Here is a 26,185-nt window from a genome sequence, read left to right as displayed (position 1 = left end):
GATCGGGAGAAGTGACGCGATTCTACCGTCGCCCCCGGTGGAGTACGAGTCGATGTCTCGCCGGATCAGACCCCGTTCCGTCCAGACACTGCTGGTCGACGGCGGGTACACCGCGTGGTGAGCATCAAGACCGACCATCTCCGGTCGTCGCTCGTTCGACGACACGGGCGTTGACCACGATCCGACGCAATCGCCCGGTAGCCGTCGATCAGATCAAAGCTCGCTGGGTTCCGGTGAGCAGAGCTTCGGCATGTTTGCGGAACGCGGCGACCAGGCGGCTGCGGTCGCCGGTGCGAGTGGCGAGCACGACCTGGCTGAGCTCGATCCCGTGTACTCGATCCCGTGTAACGGGATGGTGGTGAGGCTGGGATGCAGGCCGATCGCGTAGTCGAGGGGCGGTCCGATGGCCACCGCCTGCCCGGCGGCGATGAGTTCGTGTTTGTCCTCGAGGGCTTCGGCCAGAGGGCCGTCGGGCGCGGGCCGCCCGTCGGGGCGGGGGTCGAGCCGCCAATAGGCGTTCAGCAACGGGTCGGACTGGCGTACGTGAGGATGGGCTCGTCGGCGATGTCCTCGAGGGTGACCGACTCCTTGCCGGCCAGACGATGGTCCCGCGGCACCACCAGCACGTGTGGTTCGTCGTAGAGGACGGTGACGCGCCTGCCGTTCCACAACCGCGATGCCGAGGTCCACACCCGCCTGCTCGCCTGGAACGACTCGCCGGTACGCCATCGGTAACCGCACGCCGGACCTCGCCTACGACGACCACGGTGGCCTGACCCTCGAGATCCAGAGCACTCCGCCAGCCACCGGCGACTCCAACTGGCTGCCCTGCCCACGGACCGGACCCTATTTTCTGGTTCTGCGCCTTCACCTGCCCAGCGACGAAGCCGTCAACGAATCTTGGTCTCCACCACCCGTGCAGAGCCTGACATAGCCCATTGCGCCACGAGCCGTCTTACTTATGGACGACGGCCCTCGCCGGTGAACAAACCCCGATGCGGCCGGGCGGCCCAGATCGACGTGCCCGACACCGGCGCTCGAGTACTGCAGGCCAGCGTCAATTGCTTGTCAGGCCGGGTCGGCAGGTGGTCGTCCGCGCCAGCCTCGGGGCGAGGTGTCGTGCCAGCGCCGGAAGGCGCGAGTGAAGTTGCCTTGGTTGCGGTAGCCGAGCCCTCCGGCGACTTCGGCGATGGGGAGGTCGGTATAGGTGAGCATTTGCTCGGCCAGTCGACGCCGGGTGTCGTCCACCAGCGCCTCGAAGGTCGTATCGTGCCGGGCGAGATGGCGATGCAGCGTGAGTCGGTGCACAGCAAAGAGCGCGGCCACTCGCTGTTCGTACGACAATGCGCTGTCGACCGCGCGATGGCAGATCGGGCTGAATCGAATGAGCGCCTCGATCGCCTCGCGCACCGTTGGCGTGTTGAGGATGAGAAATCGAAGCGGCCCAGTGTTGTCCAGAAAGCCTCGCTGACCGAGCAAGAGGCCCAGGTGGTCGCATTGTGTCGCTGCGGCGGCGTCCTGAACTATACGGCCGTGCAAGGTGATCGGGAGTGCTGGCCGCTTCGGGTCGGCCAGCAATCGCGCCGTCACACCGTGTGCTTCCAGCAACTCCCATGGGTCCTGGCCGAAATCGCGCATGATCTCGGGAAGCGGCGACAGCGCGCCGACCGGGATGGACTTCTGTCCAAGGTCATCGGACCAAAAACCCATTGATGATCACCTCGTGTTACCAAATGATAAGGCCGTGTGACGAAAAGAATAACAGGGACACCCGATCGTCGTTACGGTGACTTCACACCGATTGGTTCAAAAGGCTGCCCCCGGAATCGCTCCGCCTGGACAGTGCCGGCTCTGATTATTGATAAGGATCAAATTGACCATCGACAACACGCCGAGTCTCGCTGATGAACTGGGCGAACGGATTGATGTTCCGCCGACTTCGAGCGGTGTCCTGGACCCTGAACTGGCAGAGCTCATCCGGTTCGTGATCGACGTATCGGCCACTCACCTGTACGCGCCCGGAATCCGCCGCCATATCCGCCGCGCGCTCGAACTCGGTGCGACTCGGGATGAGCTCCTCGAAGTCATCAAGTTGTCCTCGGTGATCGGCATCAACTCCTGTGCCACCGGCGTTCCGATATTGGCGGCTGAACAGGACCGGAGGGGAACGCGCGGCGAACCCGAGACACCCGTCCATCCGACGCCGGCCTGTGACCGGCTTCGTGACCGTGGTGAATTCAACCCGCGCTGGGAAAGTATCTACGAATCGGTCCCTGACTTGCTGGAGACCTTTCTCGAGATCAAGGTTGCTCTCTCGTGTGATGGCGTGCTGCCTGCGCTGTGGATCGAACTGCTGTGCGTGGCGGGTGACGCGGCGCTGACCCACATGTACGAGCCCGGTACCCGCCGGCATATCCAGGCCGCACTCGAGCTCGGCGCCACCCGTGAACAGGTCCTCGAGGTCCTCGCGATCGTCGCCCAGCAGGGCTACGAGGTGTACGAGGCGGCACTGCCGATTCTGGACGAGGAATCCGAAAATTTACGTGAGCCCTGAACTGGCAGATACAGAAACAGAGGCGGTTTCCATACCTGGTCGTTGAAGGTTGTTCGGATCCTGCGCCGCCTACTCGGAAAGCCCGTATGTCCACTCCGACTGGTTGATTCGCGCATTCATGGGCTGCGGCGCAAATCCGATTACCCGGCTCATGTCTCATGCCGGATCAGCCAATTCATCCGTTCGATCGCCTGCTGGAGGTTCGCCGTGGCTGCCAAATATTCGGAAATATCTGTTATCCATCGGAAGTCGGTGCGCCGGTGACCGGGTTGGAACCCGCATTGCTCATCGGCCTGGCGGTGCTCGGGTTCGTCGCCGGTGTGGGCGTCACCGCCCGTGGTCCTGGCGGCGTATTGGTCACCATCGGTCTCTTCGCCTTCACAAGCCTTTCTCCGGCACAGATCGCCGGTACCGCGATGGTCACCAATGTCGCTACCGGCGTACTGGCTGCCGCTGCCTACACCCGTTCCGGACAGCTCCGCGCGGAGCGTTTCTGGGCTGGATCGTCGCACGCACATTGCCAATCCGCACCCTGAAATACGCTCTTGTCGCCAGCCTTCTCGGACTCGCCCCTTATCTCATCTTTCACGGCTAGCGGTGGTAGACCGTAACTGATGCCGAATTGCTTTGCAGTACAGCGAAATCGCAACTATGGCACTAGCCGGGGATGTAGGAAGCCGAGGAGTCGGGGTAGGCGCGCCACGCCCATGACAGCGAGTCGAGCAGGTTGCGTTTGAGCGTTCGCGCATCTCGGGTGTCGCTGGGACGTTGGACGAGGGCCTCGCGGATCATCTGCACGAATCGCCAGCGGGTGACGCCGAAGGCGACGAGTAGTTCGCCGGCGCTGGCGCCGCCGGACGCGGCCCGTCGGATGGCGAACTCGACCACGGATCTCGCGTCGGTGTCGAGCGATTTGTTCGCCGCCAGAAACTCGCAGTACGTCATCGATGAACGCACCCATCCCGGGTCGTGGGTGGTGTGTGTCGCGGGGGAAGTCGTCGACTGTGGGCTGTTCGGATCATTCGCGCGCGCCCTGTCGGGCGGGGTGGTGCCGTTCGGGGACCGGGGATCGATGGTGAAGACCGGGAACCGGTCCTCGGGCGGGTCGGGTTCGTATCGGACACGGATCGGCTGGTCCGATGGTGGTGGGAGTTCGCCGTCGATCGTGGCGTAGATCCAGGGGCCGTCGTCGAGTTCGACGATGGCGACCGTGGACTGTTCCCAGGTCCCGGTGTTCGATGGGTGGTGGGCCACTTTCCACGACACGATCGACCCGGTGCCCGAGGAGGGTACCCAGTCCAGGGTCGTGGCTCGGCACGATGAGCAGGTGCTGGCCATCGGCGCGACCAACGTTGCACAGTTGGTGCAACGCCGAATCATCAAGGTCGCACCATTGTGGCGCCCGGAGGGGTCGTCGACGTGTCGTGGGTCCTTGTGGTCGAACATCGGAATCCTCGCCAGTTCTTGCCTGCGCTGTCACTGACGAGCCTGCGTCACGGATGGCCCTACCCGCGACGGCAGAACTACCCGCGGCATACCTATTTTGCCGCCCCGGCCCAGCGGAGCCGCTGGTCGACGAGGGTTTTCACCGTGTTCAGGCGATCGGCACAAACGGCGGTCGCAGCCGGTGGTATCGATTTCTCCGAACCCTCGCGGCCTTGTTGCGGCGGTAGATGGTCGGTGGGTGCGCTGGGGATATTCTGATTTGTAAGTGCGGCGGTAGGTGGCAATGGTTGAGAATGATCCCCTCGAAACGCAGCGTGGACGCCGAGGAGATCGGGCGGGGTGGATTCGGCGCGGTGTACCGGTGCACTCAGATTGCCGCGGACCGCGTGGTGGCGGTCAAGGTTTTCACCGGTGAGCTCGAGGAAGGCCGGCGAACCAGTGATCGCGTGACAACGGCTTCACGAACACCGGTATGTCCAGTTTGCTGAACGGTGCTGGCGTGCTGTGTGAGTGACGATGATCAACCATCGGATCGAGGCCGGTCGGTGGGTGCTGGCACGGGCAGCATGGCGGCCCCAGTCCTACCGGGAGTGCGTTGAGTGAGACCCTTTCGCGCCACCTCGGTGACGGCGGGTTGATGACAAGGATTGTCAGTTCAGGTGGGTGGCGAAGAATCTTTCGATCCGGTTCCAGGCGTCCTTGGCGGACTCGGGTTCCGGGCCGATGCCGGCTATCCGCAGGAGGGGACGAAGCACGCGGGGGCCGGTTTCGGTGTTGTTGAGGAAGGCGTGGCTGGCGGCCGGGTATTCCTTGACGTCGTGGATCACCTCCGCTTTGTCCAGGGCCGCGTCGAGCCGTGCGGTCGCTCCCCTGAGTGAGGGGTCGCGGCCGCCGTAGTTTCCGACGATCGGGCAGGCGCCTGCCACTGCTTCGTCGAGATGACGCGGTAGCTGGCCGTAATTGACCGCGGCCGCGTCGAATCCGTCGTTCGCGGTAAGGAGCGCGAAGCCACCGCCGATGCAGAAGCCGATGACGCCGATCTTGCCGGCGCAGTCGGGAGAACCTGCCAGGTAGTCGTGGGCAGCGGAGATGTCGGCGAACGCGCGGCCGCGGCCACGCATCATGGCGGTCATCGTCGCGATCAGGCATCGCGCGGTGCTACCCGCGCTGAACAGGTCGACCGCCAGGGTGAGGTAGCCGAATTCGGCGAGCCGGTCGGCGTGGCCACGCATGACCTCGTCGAGGCCGAAGATCTCGTGGATCATCACCACGCCGGGCCACGGGCCGGTGCCCGGCGGTCTGGCGAGGTAGCCACGAAGCGGCTGGGACCCATCGTGTGCGGCGGCTCGGTCGGTCAGGTTGATGTCGGTCATGGTGAGGCCTCTCGTGATGGTGTGGCGGGCAATGTATAGGGACCGACGACGGCCGCACCGAGCAGCGATAGTCCGTTGCGCAGGGCGTCGGACGGTACGTCGTCGACGAGGTGGTGCATGACGATCAGGCCATGCATCAGCGAAAACAGGGTCGCGGCAACGGCATTGGTGTCCGAGTACGGCGGGATGTGCCCATCGTCGCGCCAGCGGCCGGCTAGTTCGGCGATGTGGCCGAGTGTTTCGAGGTACAGCGCGCGGGCACGTTTCTGCAGGACCGGATCGCGCAGGGCCTCCGCCCAGGTTTGCAGGGCGATGCGGGTCATGTCGTAGTCGGGGTTGTTGATCCTGCTGCGTAGTTCGGCGACCACCAGGGTCAGCGTTTCGGCCGGAGTGGGGCTGGGGTCGCGATCGAGTAACGCCAGGAAAATGCCCCGCACCCTCGACAGTCCTTCATCGACGGTGGCGTAGATGATCTCGTCCTTGCTGCCGAAGTAGCGGTAGACCGCCCGAGCGGACATCCCCGTCGCGGCGATCACCTGGTCCATCGAGGTGGTGTGGAAGCCGCCGCGTGAGAAGCAACTCCACGCACTGGTGAGGATGTGTTGGCGGCGCTGCGCGCGGGTCTTTTCGCTGAGTCTTGGCACATACCCATACTAAACGAACACGAATACTGGCGCTACATCCTCATCAGGCGTATATTTGAAGACAAACGAACACGATTATGTTTGTTTGGAGTTGAGATGCCACATATGAGGGCTACGCTGATCGACCTGGCCCGTGCCCGCACGATCGTGGACCGAGCGCTTACGCATGCACGCAGCAACGATTTCCCCCCGATGACAGTTGCGGTACTCGATGCCACCGCCCGGCTTGTCGCCTTCGCCGGAGAAGACGGCTCGAGCCTGCTGCGTGAACGCATTGCCCGCGGAAAAGCCCACGGCGCACTGAACATGGGTGTGGGCAGCCGCGCCTTGGCCGCACGCGCGGCATCGGATCCCGATTTCGTCAACGCCCTGGTGGCGCTGGCCGAGGGCAACCTCCTGCCCGTCCCCGGCGGCGTGCTGATCCGCGACGAGAACGGCGACCTGATCGGTGCGGTCGGGGTCAGCGGCCACCTACCCGATGACGACGAAGCGTGCGCCATCCACGCCATAACAGGGTGTGGCTTGCGAGCCGATCCCGGCACCTGATCTACCACCACCCCTGCCACTGAAAAGGAGCATCAACCATGTTCGACACCCACAACCGCCTGCTCGCCATGATCGACCAGCACCAGATTCCGTTGGGTATGCAGTGCTTCACCGGCAATCGCGCACTGATCGAAGTCCTGGGACTGACCGGCTTCGACTTCGTCATGCTCGACACCGAACATTCCCCGGCCAACCCCCGAGCCATCGAGGACGCGATCCTGGCCGCCGACATCGTCGGCTTGGTGCCGCTGGTCCGCGTGCCGAGCTGTACGGACGAAACCGCCATCCGACGCGCGATGGAAGCCGGCGCCCAAGGCCTGTTCGTGCCCGAGGTCAAATCGGCCGACGATGTGCGCCGTGTCTTCGACGCCGCGCTATTTCCGCCGTTGGGCACCCGCGGCATCTGCCCGGCCACCCGCGCCGCCCGGTACTCCTACCGCAGCTTCGTCGACTACGCCGAATGGAACAACCGAAACTTCCTCGTTGTCCCGCTCATCGAGCACCCCGCCGCAGTCGACAACATCGACGAGATCTGCGCGTTGGACCAAATCCACATCCTGGCCTTCGGTCCCGGCGATCTCGCCTACGCCATGGGCGAGGGCACCAACATGACCGACAGCCCCAAGATCCGTGAGGCGTACCTGAAGGTCCAAGCTGCCGCCGACCGGCATGGCGTCGCGGTGATCGGCGGTCCAGTACTCGATCCCAGCGTCGATGGCTGCAAATCTGCGCTTGAAGACGGCGTCAAGGTGTTCTGCCTCGGCCTGGATGTCATGGGATTCCGTCGGTTCTGCGAGCACACCGTCCGTATCGCCGGCGACTCGGTGCAAGGCACTGCCTACATCCGACCCGAAACCCCCGCCCCAGACTTCGCACCGCATATCACTGCGTGAGAAGCCGACAACCACGATTGAAAGGAACATTGCAGTGACGACTCGTTTGAACCGGTTTGTGGTCGGCCCCGACTCCGACGGCCGCTCGACGGTCCTGCAACACGGTCTGACCAATGTCCAGTCCCGCGACGGGTTCTACTGGCGCGCCACGCTGTGGGCGACCCAAGAGACCCCTGCCGACAACAGCATTGACGGCGACCGGTCGCAGACCGATGGCCTGGGCGCGCGCCGCGAACCCTTCCCCAACGGCATGATTTGCCGGGCGCTGGAAATCCCACCCGATGCCGTCGACGCCGACGAGCACCGCCGCGTCCTGGCCGACCTCAACGAAGAGGTTCACCAAAAGCACCAGCCAAGCCACACCGATCTCGCCCGGCATCCGAGCATGCACCGCACCGACACCCTCGACTGCCTCACCTGCGTCGGCGGCGAGATCTACCTCGTCACCGACACTGATGAGACACTCATGCGGCCCGGCGACACCGTCATCATCCGCGGCACCAACCACGCCTGGAGTAACCGGTCGGACGCCCCATGCCTGCTGGTCGGCACCATGACCGACGCAACCCCACCCGACGATAGCTAACAGGCAAATGTCCGGGGTCACGGTCGCTACGGCCATCCAAAGCCGATCCATCCGCGGCGCTACCGCCGTGAAGTTACTACCTGGCGCGACTCATCCGCCGCCCGGAGAGGATACTGCTGTCAGCGCCATTTCGAGCACGCTGGACCTGCTGGATCCGGGCGCGTTCACCTTCCGCGCCCCCGACGCCAGCTCCTACGCCTCAACAGTGCGAACACATCCGGTCTCTGGTGTGAGGCTGCATGAGATCCGCCGCCAAGACATAGCCGACCGGCACACATCGGACAGGATCTTTCCCGCACCTGCAGCGGCGGGCCTGCTCATCCGGCCGGACGGGGTGCTCTGCTGGCGGGCCCAATCCACCCACCCGGATCCCGCACTGGTGGTGCGCACCGCCCGAGCACGCACGCTCCACCCGAAAACCTAGATCGCAAGAGGTGATTCGCCATGCCCACCGTTCACCAGGCCACCTGGGGACTGCTCCGTGCGCTGGGTGTACGCAAGGTATTCGGCAACCCCGGGTCAACCGAGATGCCGTTCTTGGCCGACTTCCCCGAGGACATCGACTACGTTCTCGGCTTGCATGAAGGCACGGTAATCGGCATGGCCGACGTCTACGCCCAGCTGACCGGCGAGCCCACCCTGGTGAACCTGCACACCGCCGTAGGCCTCGGCAACGCGATGGGCGCAATCGTCAACGCAGCGAGCGGGCACAGCCCGCTGGTCGTCACCGCCGGCCAACAGGTGCGGGCGACGTTGACAATGGAACCGCTGCTGGCCAACCCCGATCCGACAACCCTGCCCAAGCCAGCCGTCAAGTGGGCGTTCGAGCCACCCCGCCCGCAGGACGTGCCCGCGGCGTTGGCTCGGGCGTTCCGATACGCGGCGCTGCCGCCAGCAGGCCCGGTATTCGTGTCACTCCCGATGGACGACTTCGATCAGCCCGCGGAAGCCGGCATAACAGAACTGCTGGCCGCTCGACAGGTCACCGGCCGATCCGTCCCCGCGCCCGTCGAGCTGAACGCGCTCGCGAACCGTCTCACGGCTGCCCGCAACCCCGTGCTGGTGGTGGGAGCAGGGCTGGACGCGGCACCGGGCGGGTTCGAGGCAGGCGTCGCGCTGGCCGAAACCCAGAATCTGCCGGTATGGCTCGCTCCGAACACTTCGCGCGTCGGATCTCCCACCGACCACGCACACTTCCGGGGCAGCCTCCCCGCCGGCATCGCGTGGCTGTCCGAGTCACTCGCCGGGCACGACCTGATCCTTATCGCCGGGGCACCAGTATTCCAGTACTACCCGTACGCGCCAGGCAACTACCTGCCGCCCGGCGCCGAACTCATCGCAATCATGGACGATCCGGATGCAGCTGCCCGGGCACCGCTCGGCGACGCGTTGGTCGCAGACCCGGCCCTCGCCCTGCGAGGTCTGCTGGAACTCCTACCGCAGACCAACAGGCCCGCGCCCCGCGCCACTCACGCCGCTGCAAATCCCGCCCGCCGTCGACACGCTCACCGCCTGCCAGGTCTACGACATGCTGGGGCCGCTGTTCCCGCACCACGGCATCCTCGTCACCGAATCGATGAACGGTGCGCCGGCGATGTGGGACCGAATGAAGGTGCGCCGGTCGGGTTCTTTCTTCTTCTGCGCCGCCGGCGGTCTCGGCTTCGCCATCCCTGGCGCAGTAGGTGCCCAGCTCGCCCAACCTGAACGGCCGGTGCTGGCGATCAGCGGCGACGGCAGCGCACAGTACGGCATCCAAGGGATGTATACCGCGGCCAACCGCCAGCTCCCCGTCACGTTCCTGGTCCTGATCAACCGCGAGTACGGAATCCTCAAAGGCTTCGGCGACTACCTGACCACCACCGGTGTGCCGGGCCTGGACCTCGACTACCTCGACTATGAGGCACTGGCGAAGGGCTACGGCATCCCCGCCGTGCGAACCGGACGGCCCGACGAATTGGCCGTTGCAGCGAAGCAAGCGTTCACTGCGGCAAAAGGGCCGCACATGATCATCGTCGACGTGGCACCCGGCGTCCCGTTGGGTGGCTGATCGCCCGACCTCACCGAATGATGAAAGGAACACTACCGCAATGGAATTAGGCATTCACTTCGTCAACTTCAACCTTCCGGGCGGGCCGCAAACGCTCGGGCCGACCATGGCCGCCACCGCACGGGCCGCCGAGCAGGGCGGCGCCACCATGTTCACCCTGGCCGACCACCTCTTCCAGATGGACAACCTGATGGCCGCCGAAGATCCGTTTCTCGAGGGCTACACCTCCATGGGGTTTCTGGCCGGGCAGACCGAGAAGATCGGGCTGACCATGCTGGTCACCGGCGTCACATACCGCTATCCCGGAGTGCTGGCCAAGACGGTAACCACCCTTGATGTGCTGTCGCAAGGCCGTTCCATGCTCGGCATCGGCGCCGCCTGGTATGAGCGTGAACACGCCGGGCTGGGCATACCTTTCCCTCCGATCGGCCAGCGGTTCGAGATGCTCGAGGAGACGCTCCAGATCTGCGAGCAAATGTGGAGCGACAACAACGGTCCCTTCGAAGGCACGCACTACCGACTCGCCGAAACACTCTGTGCCCCACAACCGATTCGACAGCCACGGCCCCCGATCCTGATCGGCGGTGCAGGCGAGAAGAAGACACTGCGACTGGTCGCCCAGTACGCCGACGTGTGGAACATCAGCCTCGCCGCCGGCCCCCCGGACGAAACGCGGCACAAGCTCGACGTGTTGAACCGCCATTGTGACGACGTCGGCCGCGACCCCGCAGACATTCGCAAGACGCTGGGCATACTCGTCGATCCGCTCGCCGACGTCGACGGATTCGTATCGACGGCGGCTCAATACGCCGCACTCGGGTTCGATCTCGTCAACGTCATACCGCTGCCACATATCACCGACCCAGCCGGTTTCGTCAGCCGCCTCGGCGACGAGGTCGTTCCCAAACTCGCAGCGATCAGTGACAATCAAGCGGGATCAGCCCGGAGATGACGATTGACAGCCAGGTCCTCGTCGTCGGAGTGGGGCCCGTCGGGCTGACGCTGGCAGCCGAGCTGGAGATCGCCGCAATCCACGCCGTCCTGGTCGAACAACTGGCCGAGCCCGACACCCGCAAAAGGCCCGCGGGGTCGGGGTCCTGACCGCTGAGGCGCTGCGGCGCAGGAGATTGTGCACCCAACTCCAGACGCGCCACCAGAGCGGACGCGCCGACTACCGCCACGACATGGGCAGTAACCACGCCCATGTCGCGACCTGCCCTGGCACCCCGCAACCATCTAGCAATGCCGCCAGCCGACAAACCATTTACACGCACTCTTCTGCCGCTTATCGAGCGGTTTTCAGCCGATGTAAGCTGCGCTGGGCGCTCGGTCGTCGATCGCCTGGTGCGGCCTGACCGTGTTGTAGATGATCCGGAATCGGTGAACCTCCATGTCCAGGGCAGTCCTTCTGCCGCTCTCAGGGCTTCGAGGTCAGCGAAGGGACCTGGTCCACCAGGGCGGCGCCGTGCTGCCAGACCCGCAGCTGCACCGTGGCCTCGGCCAGCGCCAGCTTCAGCTGCTCATTCTCCATCCGTAACCGCCGCTGTTCTGGCGTGCCCTGCGCCCCGGCTGGGCCGGAGGGGATCTCGTCGAGGGCCTTGGTCCCGTCCTCCAGGAACGTCTGCTTCCATTTACCCACCGATGCCGTGCTCACCCCGCGCCGCCGCGCGGCCTCCGCGGCGCTCATCTCCCCGGACAGCACCGACAGCACCACCCGCACCTTGTCCTCTACCGGGATCTTCAACCGCCGTGATCTCGCCACAGACCGGCTCCTTCCTGGTTCGATGTGCCCGGAGCGTAAACCGGGCAACCCTGCCAGGAAGTTTGACTCGCTAGATCAGTTACTCGGTGCACGTGCGTTCGACGTAGCGCGCCAGGAAGGTGCGTCGATGAGTCTCGATGCCGCAGTCGGCTTCGCACTGGGCGAGCGAGTCGAACCTGCCTCGCCGCTTCCACATTCGCTCGAGAGCCTCACCGCGCGCGAACGTCAGGTCGCGAACCTGGTCGCCGAAGGTCTGACCAACAGGGCGATCGCTGACCGCCTGACAGTTTCGCCGCGTACCGCGCAGGGACATGTCGAACATATCCTCACAAAGTTGGGGTTCACATCGCGCGCCCAGATCGCGGCATGGGCAGTAGCCCAGGCGCACAACACACTCGAATGAGCCGGCGCCGCGCAGTGTGTCTCGCCGTATCAGACCCCGGTCCGTAGTGGACGGAACCCCTCATCGCGTTCCGCCCACCATGGAATGGCTCACTTCATTTTCGCGGGCAGGTGCCGGTAGAACTGCACGGTCGCGGGGGCGAGTGGTTCGTTGCCGAGAATGAGGTCGGCGGCCTTCTCCGCGACCATCATCACCGGCGCGTAGATGTTCCCGTTGGTCACGTAGGGCATCACCGAGGCGTCGACGACCTTCAGTCCCTCGAGGCCGTGTACGCCCATGGTCTGCGGGTCGGTGACCGAGAGCGCGTCGGTACCCATCTTCGCGGTGCAGGACGGATGCAGCGCGGTCTCGGCATCACGCGCTACCCAGTCCAGGATCTCCTGATCGGTCTCGACACCGGGTCCGGGCGAGACCTCTCCACCGTTGAACGGTGCGAGTGCGGGCTGATTCAGGATTTTTCGCGCCACCCGTATCGATTCGACCCATTCACGCCGATCCTGATCGGTGGACAGGTAGTTGAACCGCAGGGCCGGATGCGCCCGGGGATCGCGGCTGGTGATCTTCACGCTCCCGCGGGCGTCGGAGTACATCGGCCCGACGTGCACCTGGTATCCGTCGCCGCCTTCCGGGGACGAGCCGTCGTAGCGGACGGCGATCGGCAGGAAGTGGAACATCAGGTTCGGGTAGGCGACGTCGTCGTTGCTGCGCACGAACCCGCCGCCTTCGAAGTGGTTGGTCGCACCCGGGCCGCGGCGCAGGAACAGCCACTGTGCGCCGATCCACGGCCGGTAGCGCCACTTCAGGTATTTCTGCATGGAAACCGGCTGCCTGCAGGCGTACTGGATATAGACCTCGAGGTGGTCCTGCAGGTTCTCACCCACACCGGGCAGGTCGTGTACGGCATGGATGCCCAGGGCCTCGAGCTCGGTGGCATTTCCGACGCCCGAAAGTTGTAGCAACTGTGGGGTATTGATTGCACCGCCACACAGGATGATCTGCTCGGCGTAGATCCGCTTGGTCCGATGGCCCCGGTGCCGGTATTCGACACCAACCGCCCGCTTGCCGTCGAAGATTACTCGCTCGACGAATGCGCGGGTGAGCACGTCGAGATTCGGCCGATGCAACACCGGATGCAGGTAGGCGCGGGCTGCCGAGAGCCGTCGGCCGTTACGGATGTTGCGATCGAACTTCGCGAAGCCTTCCTGGCGATAGCCGTTCACGTCGTCGGTGCGTGGATATCCCGCCTGCTCGGCGGCGGCGAAGAAGGCTCCGAACAACGGGTTCGCCGCAGGGCCGCGCTCGAGCTCGAGGGGGCCACTGTGACCACGGTACGGATCGTCCGGCGTAGCCGCCAGGCAGTTCTCCATCCGGTTGAAGTAGGGCAGGCAGTGTGCGAAATCCCAGGAGCCCATACCCGGGTCGGCGCCCCATCGCTCGTAGTCCAGGGGATTTCCGCGCTGGAAGATCATTCCGTTGATGCTGCTGGACCCGCCGAGTAGCTTGCCGCGTGCATGGTAGATGCGCCGGCTGTTCATATGGGGTTCGGGCTCGGACTCGTATTTCCAGTCGTAGAACCGGCTTCCGATCGGGAACGGCAGCGCTGCAGGCATGTGCACGAAGACATCCCACAGCGAATCGGTGCGTCCTGCTTCCAGGACCAGCACGCGATTGCCCTGATCTGCCGAGAGCCGGTTAGCCAGCGCGCAACCGGCGGATCCACCTCCCACAATGATGAAGTCGTAGTGGCTCGAAGCCATGTTTCCCTCCTGGATCGGACGCTATGTAGTGAAAGATATTGCGGGACAGGGTGATCCGTGAGATCCCCCGGACCGGCCGGGCTAGGGTGCAGTGCCGGCACCTGTGCCGGTCAGCCACTGGGCAACGAGGTCCGGATGTGTGTCGATGAACTTCTTCGCGGCATCGTCGTCGCTCATCCGGTCGACCGCGATCGACTTGGCGACCTCGTTCTGGTCCGCGTTGGTCCAGTGGAAGTTCTTGACCAATGCGTAAGCGGGACTACCGGATCGCGCGAACGAGGTGGAGACGATCTTGTCCAGGTCGTAGCCCGGGTAATCACAGGCGATCTTGTCCGCATCGGCATCGCAGCCGGGCGTGTACTGCGGCAGGTTCACCTTCACCAGCGGCACCTCGCTGAGGAACCACTGCGGCGAGTAGAAGTACGCAAGCATGGGAGTGCGCTGCTGCTGTGCCTGACGCAGGCTGGCGATCAACGCGGTTTCACTGCCGCCCTGGACGACCTTGTACTTCAGCTGCAGATTCTGTACCAGTGCCGCGTCGTTGGTCACGTAGGACGGATCGCCGTCCAGCAGCTGCCCCTTGCCGTCGGACTCGGTGGTGCGGAACAGGTCGGCGTACTTGTTCAGGTTGTGCCAGTCGGTGATGTCGGGGTACTGCTGGGCCATCCATGGTGGCACGTACCAGCCGATCTGCCCGATGTTTCCGGTGGAGCCGGCGCTCTGGGCGACGTGCATGAGCTGGATGTACTGTTTCTTCAGGTCGTCGTGCCCCCAGTTCTCCAGGATGGCGTCGACCTGCCCCGTCGGCAGGCCCTGCCAGGAGACCTGCTCGTCGATCTGCTTCTCGGCGACCGTGCAGCCGAGCTTGTTGCGTGCCAGATACGAGACCACGGCCGCGTCCGCCTCGTAGCCCACCCAGGCGTTGACCGCCAGATTGAGGGTGCCGCACGGGTGGGCGGCGCCGCTGGGCTGACCGCGGTGTTCCACCTCCGACACGGTTGTCGCACCACAGCCGGACAGCAGCATTGCCAGCGCGGCAACCGCCGCGACGATCGTTTTCCTCATGCCTTCACCCCTCCTATCCGCGCAGCAGCTGCTGCGGTCGTTCGATCGAGCAGTGTCCCGAGCAGCACGATGGCCAACCCGGCCGCCAGGCCCTTGCCGAACAGGCTCGTCTGCGAGAAGCCGGCCACGACGTCGTAGCCGAGGGCCCCGCCACCGACCAGTCCGGCGACCACGACCATCGACAGCACATAGATCAGGCCCTGATTGGTCGCCAACGCCAAGGTGCGCGTGGTCATCGGCAACTGGACCTTGCTGATGATCTGCCATGTATCGGACCCGGCCGATCGGGCGGCCTCGACGGTTTCCGGTGAGACGGCCCGGATGCCATCGGCCATGATCTTGATCGCCACCGGCGCGGCATACAGGATCGCAGCCAGGATGCCGGTGAACCGGGACGCGGCGAACAGTGCCAGGAAGGGCACCAGCCAGACGAACGATGGCATCGTCTGCGCGGCATCGAGGAACGGACGGACTATCCGGTCCACAGCGGCGTTGCGGCCCATCCAGACGCCGAACACCACCCCCAGCGCCACGACCACGACGGTCGCGACCAGCACCGCGGCCAGCGTGTCCATACTGTCCTGCCACAGTCCGGTGGCGATGATCAGGCCCAGGCATACCGCGGTGATGAGGGCCGAGATCCGGCCGCCGACGATGGCGGCGATCAGCACGATGGCGATGGCGGTCAGCCACCACGGTGAGCTGTCCAGCAGTGTCTGCAACGGGTTGAGTGCGTACGTGGTGACGACGTCCTTGATGTCGGTGGTGGCCGTCGCCAGGTTCGACTGGACCCATTTGGTCACCGAGTTCGCTACGTGCTGGATGTGGGCGCCGGCGTCGAGTCCGATGCGCCCGGATCCGATGGTCAGTGACGAGGGGAAGATCGCGACCAGCTGGTAGGTGTAGGAGAGCCAGATCGCGAACGCGGTGGCGATGCCACCGGCGATGATCGCCGGTCGGCGAAACCGGTGGGCTCGAGCGGACTTTCGCCGTTGGGTCTCCACCCTGACGCTGGCCGCGGTCGTGGTGCGGTCCAGGACGATCGCCATGATGACGATCGCCAAGCCGGCGTTGAATGCGGTCCCGACATCCTGGGTGGACAGTGCCTGGATCACGACCTGGCCCAGGCCGGGTGCCGCGATCAGTGCCGCGATGGTCACCATCGCCAGTGCGCACATGATGGTCTGGTTGATGCCCAGCACGATGGTGCGCTTGGCCATCGGGAGCAGTGCCCCGCGCAGGACCTGAAAACGGGTGGCGCCCATCGACTCCACCGCCTCACGGGTGTTCTCGGGCACCGCCCGGATCCCATGTGCGGTGAGCCGGATGACCGGCGGCGCCGCATAGATCACGGTGGCGATCACAGCGGCTGCCGGGCCGATGAGGAAAACCAGCGTCAGCGGTGCAAGGTAGACGAATGTCGGCATGATCTGCATGAAGTCGAGTGCGGGGGTGATCGCGCGATGGAACCACTGCGACACTCCGGCCCACACACCGAGCGGGATTCCGATGAGCAGCGAGACCGCGACCGCCGCAATGGTCAGCGCGAGAGTCGCCATGCTCTCCTGCCACAGGCCCTGCACGCCCATGAAAAGGAAGCCGCACAGGGCGAGCAAGCCGACCCTCCAGTTGCCGAGCACCCACGCGACGAAGGCGAGAAGCACCACGACACCGAGCCAGCCGATGAACGGGACCGGTCGCCCGTCGACCGGCATGGCGATCAGTTTCTCGATTGCCGTGGTGAATGTGTCGATCACCGAACGGATGGGATCGAAAAGGTAGGTGAACAGCGGACTGCTGTCTCGATGCTCGGCGACGGTGGTCTGCAGGTCGCTGAGCCAGCGGTGCAGGGCAGTGGTCTTCGCCGGGGCGAGAGCCAGGGTGGCGTGGCCGCGCAGCTGGGTGAACAGCGCGATCCAGACGATCAGTATCGCTGCCAGCGATACTCCGAGTCGAACGGGAACGCGGTCGGCGAGCCGGCGCAGGCTACGTGGCATGGGTGCGGCAACGGCGATGGTGGCCATCAGAGGCCGCCCTGTCCACCGGCGACCACCGAAAGGATCTCGCTGGGACCGACCATGCCGAGCAGGGCGCCGTCGGAGACGACCTTGACCGGCCGGTCGGCGCTGAGGACCGCGTCGATGGCGTGGCGGATCACCACATCGGGGCCGAGCTCGGGGCCGTCGAGCGGATCGTCCGGTGTGCGGTCCCGCATGATCCACTTCAGCGTCAGCACGTGTGAGCGCGGTATGTCGCGGACGAAGTCGCGCACGTAGTCGTCCGCGGGGGCGCCGACCAGTTGATCGCCCGTGCCGATCTGGACGACCTCGCCGTTACGCATGATCAGGATCCGGTCGCCCAGCTTCAGTGCCTCGGACAGGTCATGGGTGATGAAGACCATGGTCTTGCCCATTTCCTCGTGCAGCCGGATCACCTCGTTCTGCATATCGCGACGGATCAACGGATCCAGCGCCGAGAACGGCTCGTCGAACAGCAGCATCTCCGGGTCGTTCGCCAGCGCACGTGCCAGCCCGACGCGCTGCTGCATGCCGCCGGAGAGCTGATCCGGGTAGGAGTTCTCATAGCCTGCCAGGCCGACGAGCTCGGTGACCTCGGCGGCGCGTTGCATGCGGGCCTTCTTCGCGGTACCGCGTACCTCGAGCCCGTAGGCGACGTTGTCCAGCACGCGGCGATGGGGGAGCAGACCGAAGTGCTGAAAAACCATCGAGATTTTGCGGCGGCGCAGGTCACGGAGTTCCTTCTCGCCAGCTGCTGTGACCTCGGTGCCCTGGAAGCGGACTGTGCCGGCGGTCGGCTCGATCAGTCGGCTCAGACAGCGCACCAGCGTGGACTTGCCCGAGCCGGACAGGCCCATGACCACGAACACCTCGCCGCGCGCGACGGTGAAACCGACGTCGCGTACGGCCACCGCGCAGCCGGTCCGCTGTTTCACATCAGCGACGCTGAGACCCGCGAGGGCGGGGTCGGCGGGGATGTCGGATGCCTTGGCGCCGAACACCTTCCACAATCCGCTGACGCTCAGCTCCGCGTCCCCGCGACCCGGGTCGTCGTCTGCGACCACCTCACTGCGGGCCGTCTGTATCCGTGTGGTCACCGGGAACTCCTTACATAATGTGGCAATGGCCATGTGAACGATCTGCTGCGCGTCATTGCCGGAACCAGCGCTGCGGCCGGGGGTCGATGTTCTGCCAGATGTGTTTGATCTCGCGGTATTCGTCGAGACCGGCTCGGCCGAGTTCGCGGCCGTTGCCGGAACGCTTCATGCCGCCCCACTCGGCTTGCGGTACATAGGGGTGGTAGTCGTTGATCCATATGGTTCCGTGGCGCAGCCGTCGTGCTACCCGCTGCGCTTTACCCGCGTCCTGCGTCCAGACCGCACCGGCCAGTCCGTACACCGTGTCGTTCGCGATGGTCACGGCGTCGTCCTCGTCGGTGAAGGTCTCCACGGTGAGCACCGGACCGAACGATTCCTGCTGTGTCACCGACATTTTCGGCAGGCAGCGGTCCAGGACGGTCGGGAGGTAGAAGTAGCCGTCCTGCAGGTGGGGTTGCTCGGGGCGCCGGCCACCGCAGCGCAACACCGCTCCCTCGGCCAGTCCTGCCGCGACATAGGCCTCGACCCTGTCCCGATGTGCGGCCGAGATCAGCGGTCCGGTCCCGGCATCGGGATCGAACGGTCCGCCCAGGGCGATTCGCTCGGCACGCCGCACGATCTCGTCGACGAACCGATCGTGTAGGGACTCTTCGACGATCAACCGCGCCCCTGCCGAGCAGACCTGGCCCGAATGCAGAAAGACCGCGGTGAGCGCATGGTCGACCGCGGTCTCGAAGTCCGCGTCGGCGAAGACGACATTGGGATTCTTCCCACCGAGTTCGAGTGCCACCCGCTTGACCGTCGCCGCCGCCGCCGCCATCACCCGGGTACCCGAGGCGAGCCCGCCGGTGAACGACACCATGTCCACATCGGGATGCGCCGCCAGGGGAGCACCGACGACGGGGCCCGCCCCCAGCACAAGGTTGGCAACGCCGACCGGCAGTCCGGCCTCGCCGAGCACGCGCATGAGCAGCACTGCGGTGGAAGGTGTGAGCTCGCTCGGTTTGAGGATGACGGTGTTCCCAGCGAGCAGTGCCGGTGCGATCTTCCATATCGCCTGCAGCAAAGGGTAGTTCCAGGGGGTGATCAGCCCGCATACTCCGATCGGCTCGTACACGAGGCGACCGATCGCATCCGGTCGTCCCGTATCGACCACACGCCCACCGTCGGTGCCACCGATGCCGGCGAAATAGCGCAGGCAGGCGACCACGTCGTCCATGTCGTATTCGGCCTCGACCAACCGCTTTCCGGTGTCGAGTGCCTCGGCCCGGGCGAACCGATCGCGGTCGCGTTCGACCAGATCTGCGGTGCGCCGCAACACATCCGCGCGTTCGCGTTCCGAAATGTGCGGCCATGGGCCGTGATCGAAGGCCGCGCGCGCGGCCGCGATCGCCGAAAATGTGTCCTCGGTCGTTGCCTCGGCCGCCGCCGTAACGAATCGCCCGTCGGCAGGGCAGCGTATCTCGCGCCGTGCGCCGTCGCTTGCCGGGCGCCATACGCCGGCGATGAGGAGGTTCGAGTGCTCTGGCATCGGCGCAGCCTTCCGCCCGATCACCGGGCTGAGCGATGTGCGTCACACCAACACTCTGAAGTGTTGCGCATCACGCACTTAGAAGCTTGACAGGCAACAGAATGGAGGGTGTTCGCCATCGTGTCAAGTGCCCGTAGGGGTCGCGCGAGCGGTTCGTCGCCCCCGTTTCGCGTCCTGGATGTGCGTCCTGACCTCGATAAATACGCTTGTCAAGCGTCTCTCGGACGGCTAATATATCAACTTCCCATTGTCTAGTATCCCAATCATGAACGGTTGTCTGGCGGAAACGGTCCTACCGGCTGTCCGTGTTCTGTCGGGATGTCGAAGACCTCGGCTACGATGTCCGCCAGTGGTCTTCGTCCACCGGTTGTCCCGAGCTCGTTGGTGCGCCGGTCACCGAGGGCGATACGTATGCAGCGGTCCATCTCGGCATGCTCGTTGGCGAAGTTCGCGTATCCGAGCATCGTCGCCTCACCGGACGCCCAGCTGGCGCGGGCGGCCCCCATCAGCTGGGCGGCCAGTGCGAAGTCGTCATGGTGCGCGACGATCCAGGACGTCAGTTCCAGTGCCCACGCCACCAGGATGCGATCGGAGAAGGCCATGGTGAGGTGGAGGCAATCGCCCTCGCAGCGCAGTGCCAGATCGAGGTCGCCCGCGAGATAGGCGATGTGCCCCCGTGCGTAGGTCAGATACGCCAGGGTCCACTTCTCGCCGGCATCGGTACAGATCGCGACGGCCTCCCGCCACAGTCGGTCTTGCGCCGCGTCGTCCGGTGACGGCAGGCTCGACAGCAACCCGGCGACGGTGACGGCAATGCCCCGAGCGTTCTCGGCCGAGCGCTGATATCGTAACGCCCGCTGATACTCGGTAGCGGCGGCGACGGTGTCACCGGCGCAGATCGCGATGAAACCGAGCGCGTATGCGGCATACCCCCGATCGACCGGATCGTCGCGTTGCGCGGCCAGATCCCGTGCGCGCCGGGCATGGTCGGCGGCTGTGTCCGGGTCGTTCTGGAGCATCGCCAGAATCGCGGAACCCCACAGCGCCCGAGTGCGGACGCCATCGTCGATGTGTGTGCTCTGCATTGCCGAGGTAAGCCAACGGCGTGCCTCCGAGAGGCCGCAGTCGGCGAACCAGAAGAAGAACAGCGATGTTGCGATCCGAGCGCCGGCCGCGGACATCTCACCGTCCCGCTGGGTGTAGTTCAGCGCGGCGCGAATGTTCTCCCGCTCGCGGGCCACGGCGCGGTATGCCGGAATCTGCCGGGGTCCGAACCAGTTGTCCCGGAACTCCTCGGCCATCCGCTCGTATCTGCGGATGTAGCGGTCGATGCGGTCGTTCCGATCGGGCGCGTCGGCCAGGCGCTGTCGTCCGTAATCCCGCAGGGTGATCAGCATGCGATAACGACGTGCGCCCTGCTCGGATGTACTGACCAGCATGGACTTGTCCACGAGGGATGCAAGACAGAGCAGGGTCTCCGTGGCCGGCCGGTTGCATACCTCGGTAGCCGCGTCGGCGGTGAACGAGCCGGAGAACAGTGCGGTGGTGGTCCACACGTCCTGTTCCAGGGGGCTGAGCAGCCGGTAGCTCCATTCCACCAGCGCCCGAAGGGTGTGATGGCGGGGATCCGCCCCGCGGTTACCGGCGGCGAGGAGCTGGAACCGGTCGTTGACGAACTGCAGGATCTCGGAGACGCCGAACGCGCGCAACCGGGCGGCGGCCAGCTCGATCGCCAGTGGAATCCCATCGAGCTGGATACACAGCCGCGCGATGTCGGGCCATTGATCAGGCGCGACCGTGAATCCCGGCACCACCGCACGGGCGCGGTCGACGAACAGGTGCAGCGCATCCCACGAGGTGTAGTCCGCCGGATCGCTGTCACCTGGGTGGTCGCTACTCGGCAGGCTCAGCGGCGGGACCGAATAGATGTGCTCGCCGACGATTCCCAGCACCTGCCTGCTCGTCACGAGCAGCCGGAGTCCGGCGACCGTATGCAGCAGATCTTCGAACAATGGCACACACTCGTCGATCAGGTGTTCGCAGTTGTCCACGAGGATCAGCCCGGCCTGGTCGCCCAGCTTTTCGGCGATGCGCATCACGAGGGAATGAACCGGATCCGCGGCCGACACGGCCTGGTCGGCCATGCCCAGGTCGCCGATCACCTTGTCCAGGAACAGCTTCGGATCCGGTACCGACCCGAGCTCGACGAACCACACCCGACCGCTCCATCTGCGCTCGAACCGGGCGGCCAGTTCCACGGCCATCCGGGTCTTGCCGACGCCGCCGGGTCCGGTCAGCGTCACCAGGTGCGCGGTGTCGAGCAGTGTCTCGCCCCGGGCGAGGTCGCGATCACGACCGATGAAGCTGGTCACTTGGATCGGCAGTCGCCGGCGGCGGGTGGAGGGCGGTTTCGAGACCGCGGCCGACCCGACGTCGCGGAAGTCCGGCAAGTCGGCGGTCGGAACAGGCGCACGGGCGGAGGCGTGGTCGAGCAACGCCATGTCGTCGACGGACATTTCGTGCCGGCGTTCGGTCTCGCGCAGCTGCTCGCCGAATTCGGCCGCGGTGGCGGGGCGTTCGTGGGGTCGACGGGACATCGCGTGCTCGACGAGGGCGCACACGTCCTCCGGTATCCCCGCGAGCCGCAGATCCGGCAGTTTCTCGGTGGTGATCCGCAGGAACTGGGCGACCACCTCCTCGCCGCGTTTTCGTTCGAATGCGGCATGGCCGTTGAGCAGGCAGAACAGCGTGGCGCCGAGGCTGTAGATGTCCGAGGCGACGGTGGGCGAGTCGCCGACGAGGACTTCCGGTGCGGTGAACGCCAGCGATCCGGCGATCGTGTTCGCGGTGGTTTCGAAACCGCCGGTGATCCGGGCGATTCCGAAGTCGGTGAGCTGCGGCTCGCCATAGTCGGTCAGCAGGACATTCGCCGGCTTGACGTCGCGGTGCACGATGCCGGATCGATGCGCGGTCTCCAGTGCGCCGGCAAGCTTTACCCCTACCCGCAGCGCCCAGGCCCAATCGCTGGGCCCGTTCCGGCGAATCTGGGACTCGAGTGAACCGAGTGGGCAGTAGGGCATCACGATGTAGGGCCGGCCGCGGGATGTCACGCCGACCTGCAGGACGGTCATGATGTTCGGGTGCCCGGACAGCACGCCCATCACGTATTCCTCACGCATGAAGCGTTCGCGGTTGTCGCGGTCGAGTCCGGCGGACAGGACCTTGATCGCGATGGTCCGCCCCAGCGCCGGCTCGCGGCAGCGATAGACCACGCCGAAACCGCCGTGGCCAATCTGCTGGACGCAATCGAAACCTGCTTCTGCCAGTTCCGTGGCGCAGTCGGCGTAGAGATCGGGCTGCGTGGCGGAAGGGTCGAAACTCGTCACCACGGCCCGCGCTCCAACGATTCCGGTGACATCGACGCCGCACGGTGTACCCGACACGAACTCGATGTGCTCGACCAAATCCTCGACATCGGTGCTCCGAGCGCAAATCTTTCGGTGTAGTTCGGACTACGGGGTTCAGGCTACCCGGAGCGACGGCGCAAGCACCTGGCAATCCGTGCGGCGGGCCTGCCTGGGCCCGGCCTCGGATCGGCGGCTCAGCACGGACCGCACCCGATTACGTGTTGATTGCACCGCTACGCATGGCTTCGTTCACTCTTGACAGGTTTGTGTGGCCGCCCTCACACTGTTGCGTAAATCAAGTCGTGTTTCGTATGGCGCTACAGTTAGGGTCCGACATGCTGGCGATTTGTCCTCTGGCCTCGTTACCCCGCGGCGAGGCGCGTCGCGTCGACACCAGCCCTCCGATTGCCGTGTTCCACACCGAAGACGGTGAGGTCTTCGCCGTCGACGACACCTGCACTCATCAGGATGCGTCGCTGGCGGACGGCTGGGTCGAGGGATGTGAGGTCGAATGTCCGCTGCACGCATCGAAATTCGACCTGCGGACCGGCGCGGTGGACGCACCGCCGGCCAAGCTTCCCGTGCGCACCCACCGCGTCGAGATCCGGAACGGGACGATCCATGTCGACCTCAGCACCGAGGTCCCGAACCTGCCCCCGGATATTCGCGGTCGCCTGGCCGCGGAGGACGCCTCGTGAGAAGCGTCGCTGTCATCGGAGCGTCGCTGGCCGGTCTGTCCGCCGCGCGTGCGTTGCGCGCCCAAGGGTTCACCGGTGAACTCACGATCGTGGGCGCAGAGCACCGCCGACCCTACGATCGGCCGCCGCTGTCCAAGCAATTCCTGGCCGGCGGCATCGGTGCGGACGATCTGGCGCTCGAGGCCGACGACGAAGACCTCCAGGCCGACTGGCTGCTCGGTGTGGCGGCGACAGACCTGGATCCGGACTCTCGCAGTGTCGGGTTGAGCGACGGGTCCCGGGTCTACGCCGAGGGCTTCGTCCTCGCGACCGGCTCGCGGGCACGGCGGTGGCCAGGGACCGAGAACCTCAGCGGCGTGCATGTGCTGCGCACAATCGAGGACGCGGTGCGGCTGCGCGGGGACCTGCGGCCAGGGGCGCGACTGGTGGTGATCGGTGCTGGATTCATCGGCGGTGAGGTGGCCTCCACCGCGCGCAGGCTCGGCCTCGAGGTCAGCATCGTCGAGGCCGCGCCGACACCGCTGGCCGGGCCGCTCGGTCCGGAACTGGGGGCTGTGGTGGCGAATCTGCATGCCGACAATGGAACTGTGTTGCACTGTGGTGTCGGTGTCGCCGGGGTGACCGGCGGCGACCGGGTGACCGGAGTCGAGCTGGCCGATGGGCGGTATCTGCCCGCCGATGTTGTGGTGGTCGGCATCGGCGGTGTCCCGAACATCGAATGGCTGCGGGGCAGCGGACTCGAACTGGGCAACGGTGTGCTGTGCGGCCTGGGCGGCGCCACCGGTATCCCGCACGTGGTCGCCGTCGGCGACTGCGCGGCCTGGCTCGACCCGGTGACCGGCACCCATCACCGGGTCGAGCACTGGACCGGGGCCTCGGAACGGCCGGCGATCGCGGTGTCGACACTGCTCGCGGGCGGGCACTACCAGGGCACGCCGGTCAAGCCGCCCTACTTCTGGTCCGACCAGTACGGCTCGCGGATCCAATTCGCCGGCATCGCGCAGTCCGGCGACGAACCCACCGTGGAGGCCGGTGATCCCGGCCGGAGCAGCTTCCTGGCGGTCTACCGGCGCGCCGGACACCCGGTCGCGGTGCTCGGTGTCGATCAGGTTCGGCTGTTCACCCGATGGCGACGCCAACTGTCCGCGGTGCCGGCGCCGTCCTGATGATCCCTTCGAACTACCGCTTCAGACCCGATCCCGAAAGCAACAAGAGGAGCCACCAGCGATGACTACCACGAGTCTGCCGGAGAGCCTGAGGTCGACGCTGCCCGGGCATTTCTACACCGACGCCGACATCTTCACGCTCGAGCAGCAGAAGATCTTCGAGCAGATGTGGTTCTGCGCGGTGCGTGCCGCAGACCTGGACAAGCCCGGTGCATTCCGGACCGTTCAGATCGGGCGGGAGAACGTCATCGTGAGCCGATCGCGCTCGGGAGAGATTCGCGCCTTCCTGAACGTCTGCTCCCATCGGGGTGCGCAGTTGTGCACCGCGGAGTCGGGTGAGGTCAAGCGCGCATTCCAGTGCGTGTACCACGCCTGGACCTACGATCTGGACGGAAAGCTCATCGCCGCACCGAATTTGACCAAGATGCCCGACATCGACCGGGTTCGCTACGGATTGCAGGGCGTCGCGGTGCGGGAGTGGCTGGGTTATGTCTGGCTGAGCCTGGCCGAGGAACCGCCCTCGTTCGACGCCACGGTGGTCCAGGACGTGCGGGACCGCCTCGGTGACATCGAATCGCTCGAGCGCTACGGCATCGCAGATCTGAGCCTCGGCCGCCGGATCACCTACGACGTGCGGGCCAATTGGAAGCTCATCATCGAGAACTTCATGGAGTGCTACCACTGCGCGACAATCCATCCCGAGCTCACCGAGGTGCTGCCCGAATTCGCCGACGGCTACGCCGCACAGTACTACGTTGGGCACGGCGCCGAATTCGGCGAGAACATCGAGGGTTTCACAGTCGATGGAACAGCAGGACACGACGTGATCCCGAGTATCGCCGCGGAGCAGGACCGGCGATACTACGCGATCACCGTGCGCCCGCAGGTGTTTGTCAACCTGGTGCCCGACCATGTGATCATCCACCGGATGTTCCCGCTGGCCGCCGATCACACCATCGTCGAATGCGATTGGCTCTACCTGCCGCAGGTGGTGGACCGGGGCACGGACCTCGATCGTTCCGTGGAACTGTTCCATCGGGTGAACCAGCAGGACTTCGATGCCTGCGAACGCTGCCAGCCCGCCATGAGCTCACGCCGGTACCGTGACGGCGGTGTGCTGGTGCCGAGTGAGCATCACATCGGCGCGTTCCACGATTGGCTGCGCGCGGAGATCTCCCGCTGATCCGATCGG

Annotated in this window: 26 protein-coding genes and 1 pseudogene; 14 read left to right on the top strand and 13 right to left on the bottom strand. The window is 65.4% G+C overall.

The genetic code is table 11. From position 1 onward, the window contains the following. Positions 1-213 precede the first annotated feature (213 nt). Complete coding sequence (locus ABH933_RS20820; protein WP_429425883.1) at positions 214-525, bottom strand: hypothetical protein; 312 nt, start codon at positions 523-525, stop codon at positions 214-216. Next, complete coding sequence (locus tag ABH933_RS20815; protein ID WP_429425884.1) at positions 519-692, bottom strand: LysR family transcriptional regulator substrate-binding protein; 174 nt, start codon at positions 690-692, stop codon at positions 519-521. The genes ABH933_RS20820 and ABH933_RS20815 overlap by 7 nt, the downstream gene beginning before the upstream one ends. Between ABH933_RS20815 and ABH933_RS20810 the strand changes: the two genes are divergently transcribed. Continuing rightward, positions 677-934, top strand: a complete 258-nt coding sequence (locus tag ABH933_RS20810) for a DUF1214 domain-containing protein (protein WP_429425886.1) — start codon at positions 677-679, stop codon at positions 932-934. The genes ABH933_RS20815 and ABH933_RS20810 overlap by 16 nt on opposite strands. A gap of 134 nt (positions 935-1,068) precedes the next feature. Here ABH933_RS20810 and ABH933_RS20805 read toward each other — a convergent pair whose 3' ends face one another. Then, positions 1,069-1,710: a helix-turn-helix domain-containing protein gene (locus ABH933_RS20805; protein WP_429425888.1), complete on the bottom strand. Its 642-nt coding sequence runs from the start codon at positions 1,708-1,710 to the stop codon at positions 1,069-1,071. Positions 1,711-1,873: 163 nt separating this feature from the next. On the opposite strand from ABH933_RS20805, the gene ABH933_RS20800 reads away from it, so the two are divergent. Beyond that, a complete protein-coding gene (locus ABH933_RS20800) occupies positions 1,874-2,554 on the top strand; it encodes a carboxymuconolactone decarboxylase family protein (RefSeq protein WP_429425890.1) in 681 nt (226 codons plus the stop codon). Between the two features lie 158 nt (positions 2,555-2,712). After that, positions 2,713-3,090, top strand: a complete 378-nt coding sequence (locus tag ABH933_RS20795; protein WP_429425892.1) for a hypothetical protein — start codon at positions 2,713-2,715, stop codon at positions 3,088-3,090. Positions 3,091-3,211: 121 nt separating this feature from the next. On the opposite strand, the gene ABH933_RS20790 is transcribed toward ABH933_RS20795, so the two are convergent. The 3 genes from ABH933_RS20790 to ABH933_RS20780 all read right to left on the bottom strand — a co-directional run bounded on the left by ABH933_RS20790 (position 3,212) and on the right by ABH933_RS20780 (position 6,017). Next, positions 3,212-3,892, bottom strand: a complete 681-nt coding sequence (locus ABH933_RS20790) for a Zn-ribbon domain-containing OB-fold protein (protein WP_429455066.1) — start codon at positions 3,890-3,892, stop codon at positions 3,212-3,214. A gap of 758 nt (positions 3,893-4,650) precedes the next feature. Beyond that, entirely contained in the window at positions 4,651-5,373 is a 723-nt protein-coding gene (locus tag ABH933_RS20785) for a dienelactone hydrolase family protein (protein ID WP_429425896.1), read from the bottom strand. Beyond that, a complete protein-coding gene (locus tag ABH933_RS20780) occupies positions 5,370-6,017 on the bottom strand; it encodes a TetR/AcrR family transcriptional regulator (protein WP_429425898.1) in 648 nt (215 codons plus the stop codon). Before ABH933_RS20780 ends, ABH933_RS20785 begins: the two co-directional genes overlap by 4 nt. Before the next feature lie 105 nt (positions 6,018-6,122). Here ABH933_RS20780 and ABH933_RS20775 point away from each other — a divergent pair, with 105 nt between their 5' ends. From ABH933_RS20775 to ABH933_RS20745, 7 genes are all read left to right on the top strand, one after another. Then, positions 6,123-6,563 carry a GlcG/HbpS family heme-binding protein gene (locus ABH933_RS20775; protein ID WP_429425900.1) on the top strand — a complete coding sequence of 147 codons (441 nt, stop codon included), beginning with the start codon at positions 6,123-6,125 and terminating at the stop codon, positions 6,561-6,563. Positions 6,564-6,601: 38 nt separating this feature from the next. Then, entirely contained in the window at positions 6,602-7,456 is an 855-nt protein-coding gene (locus tag ABH933_RS20770; RefSeq protein WP_429425902.1) for an HpcH/HpaI aldolase family protein, read from the top strand. A gap of 34 nt (positions 7,457-7,490) precedes the next feature. Then, the gene (locus ABH933_RS20765; protein WP_429425904.1) at positions 7,491-8,042 is read left to right on the top strand and encodes a cupin domain-containing protein; all 552 of its coding nucleotides are present in this window, start codon (positions 7,491-7,493) and stop codon (positions 8,040-8,042) included. A 444-nt stretch (positions 8,043-8,486) separates the two neighbouring features. Continuing rightward, positions 8,487-9,746 (top strand): thiamine pyrophosphate-binding protein, encoded by a 1,260-nt coding sequence (locus tag ABH933_RS20760; RefSeq protein WP_429425906.1) that lies wholly within the window; start codon positions 8,487-8,489, stop codon positions 9,744-9,746. Further along, complete coding sequence (locus ABH933_RS20755; protein ID WP_429455072.1) at positions 9,637-10,089, top strand: thiamine pyrophosphate-dependent enzyme; 453 nt, start codon at positions 9,637-9,639, stop codon at positions 10,087-10,089. Before ABH933_RS20760 ends, ABH933_RS20755 begins: the two co-directional genes overlap by 110 nt. Before the next feature lie 40 nt (positions 10,090-10,129). Then, entirely contained in the window at positions 10,130-11,041 is a 912-nt protein-coding gene (locus ABH933_RS20750; RefSeq protein WP_429425910.1) for an LLM class F420-dependent oxidoreductase, read from the top strand. Beyond that, entirely contained in the window at positions 11,038-11,190 is a 153-nt protein-coding gene (locus tag ABH933_RS20745; RefSeq protein ID WP_429425912.1) for an FAD-dependent monooxygenase, read from the top strand. The genes ABH933_RS20750 and ABH933_RS20745 overlap by 4 nt, the downstream gene beginning before the upstream one ends. Before the next feature lie 316 nt (positions 11,191-11,506). On the opposite strand, the gene ABH933_RS20740 is transcribed toward ABH933_RS20745, so the two are convergent. Next, entirely contained in the window at positions 11,507-11,851 is a 345-nt protein-coding gene (locus ABH933_RS20740) for a transposase (RefSeq protein WP_429425914.1), read from the bottom strand. Positions 11,852-11,933: 82 nt separating this feature from the next. On the opposite strand from ABH933_RS20740, the pseudogene ABH933_RS20735 reads away from it, so the two are divergent. After that, positions 11,934-12,254 (top strand): annotated as a pseudogene (locus ABH933_RS20735) (response regulator transcription factor); the annotation flags it as partial. An 89-nt stretch (positions 12,255-12,343) separates the two neighbouring features. Here ABH933_RS20735 and betA read toward each other — a convergent pair. The 6 genes from betA to ABH933_RS20705 form a co-directional block, all read right to left on the bottom strand. Continuing rightward, positions 12,344-14,011: a choline dehydrogenase gene (gene betA / locus ABH933_RS20730; RefSeq protein WP_429425916.1), complete on the bottom strand. Its 1,668-nt coding sequence runs from the start codon at positions 14,009-14,011 to the stop codon at positions 12,344-12,346. An 81-nt stretch (positions 14,012-14,092) separates the two neighbouring features. Next, complete coding sequence (locus ABH933_RS20725; RefSeq protein WP_429425918.1) at positions 14,093-15,076, bottom strand: ABC transporter substrate-binding protein; 984 nt, start codon at positions 15,074-15,076, stop codon at positions 14,093-14,095. After that, a complete protein-coding gene (locus ABH933_RS20720) occupies positions 15,073-17,100 on the bottom strand; it encodes an ABC transporter permease subunit (protein ID WP_429425920.1) in 2,028 nt (675 codons plus the stop codon). The genes ABH933_RS20725 and ABH933_RS20720 overlap by 4 nt, the downstream gene beginning before the upstream one ends. Then, positions 17,100-18,191: a quaternary amine ABC transporter ATP-binding protein gene (locus ABH933_RS20715; RefSeq protein ID WP_429425922.1), complete on the bottom strand. Its 1,092-nt coding sequence runs from the start codon at positions 18,189-18,191 to the stop codon at positions 17,100-17,102. Before ABH933_RS20715 ends, ABH933_RS20720 begins: the two co-directional genes overlap by 1 nt. A 52-nt stretch (positions 18,192-18,243) precedes the next feature. Then, a complete protein-coding gene (locus ABH933_RS20710) occupies positions 18,244-19,722 on the bottom strand; it encodes an aldehyde dehydrogenase family protein (RefSeq protein ID WP_429425924.1) in 1,479 nt (492 codons plus the stop codon). A gap of 263 nt (positions 19,723-19,985) precedes the next feature. After that, positions 19,986-23,108, bottom strand: a complete 3,123-nt coding sequence (locus ABH933_RS20705; protein ID WP_429425926.1) for a protein kinase domain-containing protein — start codon at positions 23,106-23,108, stop codon at positions 19,986-19,988. A gap of 356 nt (positions 23,109-23,464) precedes the next feature. On the opposite strand from ABH933_RS20705, the gene ABH933_RS20700 reads away from it, so the two are divergent. From ABH933_RS20700 to ABH933_RS20690, 3 genes are all read left to right on the top strand, one after another. Then, positions 23,465-23,827 (top strand): bifunctional 3-phenylpropionate/cinnamic acid dioxygenase ferredoxin subunit, encoded by a 363-nt coding sequence (locus tag ABH933_RS20700; RefSeq protein WP_429425928.1) that lies wholly within the window; start codon positions 23,465-23,467, stop codon positions 23,825-23,827. After that, the gene (locus ABH933_RS20695) at positions 23,824-24,993 is read left to right on the top strand and encodes an NAD(P)/FAD-dependent oxidoreductase (protein ID WP_429425930.1); all 1,170 of its coding nucleotides are present in this window, start codon (positions 23,824-23,826) and stop codon (positions 24,991-24,993) included. The genes ABH933_RS20700 and ABH933_RS20695 overlap by 4 nt, the downstream gene beginning before the upstream one ends. A 61-nt stretch (positions 24,994-25,054) precedes the next feature. Beyond that, a complete protein-coding gene (locus tag ABH933_RS20690; RefSeq protein ID WP_429425932.1) occupies positions 25,055-26,176 on the top strand; it encodes an aromatic ring-hydroxylating oxygenase subunit alpha in 1,122 nt (373 codons plus the stop codon). Positions 26,177-26,185: the final 9 nt, after the last annotated feature.

This window comes from Nocardia sp. GP40 (assembly GCF_050434125.1).
Taxonomy (GTDB): Bacteria; Actinomycetota; Actinomycetes; order Mycobacteriales; family Mycobacteriaceae; genus Nocardia; species Nocardia albiluteola.
This window is presented reverse-complemented; position numbering and strand designations above follow the sequence as displayed.

What these genes read in the sequence shown, in the direction of transcription:
- ABH933_RS20700 (WP_429425928.1), top strand. Translation starts at nt 23,465, where the DNA reads ATGCTGGCGATTTGTCCTCTGGCCTCGTTACCCCGCGGCGAGGCGCGT.
- ABH933_RS20770 (WP_429425902.1), top strand. Translation starts at nt 6,602, where the DNA reads ATGTTCGACACCCACAACCGCCTGCTCGCCATGATCGACCAGCACCAG.
- ABH933_RS20725 (WP_429425918.1), bottom strand. Translation starts at nt 15,076, where the DNA reads ATGAGGAAAACGATCGTCGCGGCGGTTGCCGCGCTGGCAATGCTGCTG.
- ABH933_RS20810 (WP_429425886.1), top strand. Translation starts at nt 677, where the DNA reads ATGCCGAGGTCCACACCCGCCTGCTCGCCTGGAACGACTCGCCGGTAC.
- ABH933_RS20805 (WP_429425888.1), bottom strand. Translation starts at nt 1,710, where the DNA reads ATGGGTTTTTGGTCCGATGACCTTGGACAGAAGTCCATCCCGGTCGGC.
- ABH933_RS20775 (WP_429425900.1), top strand. Translation starts at nt 6,123, where the DNA reads ATGAGGGCTACGCTGATCGACCTGGCCCGTGCCCGCACGATCGTGGAC.
- ABH933_RS20690 (WP_429425932.1), top strand. Translation starts at nt 25,055, where the DNA reads ATGACTACCACGAGTCTGCCGGAGAGCCTGAGGTCGACGCTGCCCGGG.
- betA (WP_429425916.1), bottom strand. Translation starts at nt 14,011, where the DNA reads ATGGCTTCGAGCCACTACGACTTCATCATTGTGGGAGGTGGATCCGCC.
- ABH933_RS20710 (WP_429425924.1), bottom strand. Translation starts at nt 19,722, where the DNA reads ATGCCAGAGCACTCGAACCTCCTCATCGCCGGCGTATGGCGCCCGGCA.
- ABH933_RS20755 (WP_429455072.1), top strand. Translation starts at nt 9,637, where the DNA reads ATGTGGGACCGAATGAAGGTGCGCCGGTCGGGTTCTTTCTTCTTCTGC.
- ABH933_RS20750 (WP_429425910.1), top strand. Translation starts at nt 10,130, where the DNA reads ATGGAATTAGGCATTCACTTCGTCAACTTCAACCTTCCGGGCGGGCCG.
- ABH933_RS20745 (WP_429425912.1), top strand. Translation starts at nt 11,038, where the DNA reads ATGACGATTGACAGCCAGGTCCTCGTCGTCGGAGTGGGGCCCGTCGGG.
- ABH933_RS20785 (WP_429425896.1), bottom strand. Translation starts at nt 5,373, where the DNA reads ATGACCGACATCAACCTGACCGACCGAGCCGCCGCACACGATGGGTCC.
- ABH933_RS20790 (WP_429455066.1), bottom strand. Translation starts at nt 3,892, where the DNA reads ATGGCCAGCACCTGCTCATCGTGCCGAGCCACGACCCTGGACTGGGTA.
- ABH933_RS20760 (WP_429425906.1), top strand. Translation starts at nt 8,487, where the DNA reads ATGCCCACCGTTCACCAGGCCACCTGGGGACTGCTCCGTGCGCTGGGT.
- ABH933_RS20795 (WP_429425892.1), top strand. Translation starts at nt 2,713, where the DNA reads ATGCCGGATCAGCCAATTCATCCGTTCGATCGCCTGCTGGAGGTTCGC.
- ABH933_RS20720 (WP_429425920.1), bottom strand. Translation starts at nt 17,100, where the DNA reads ATGGCCACCATCGCCGTTGCCGCACCCATGCCACGTAGCCTGCGCCGG.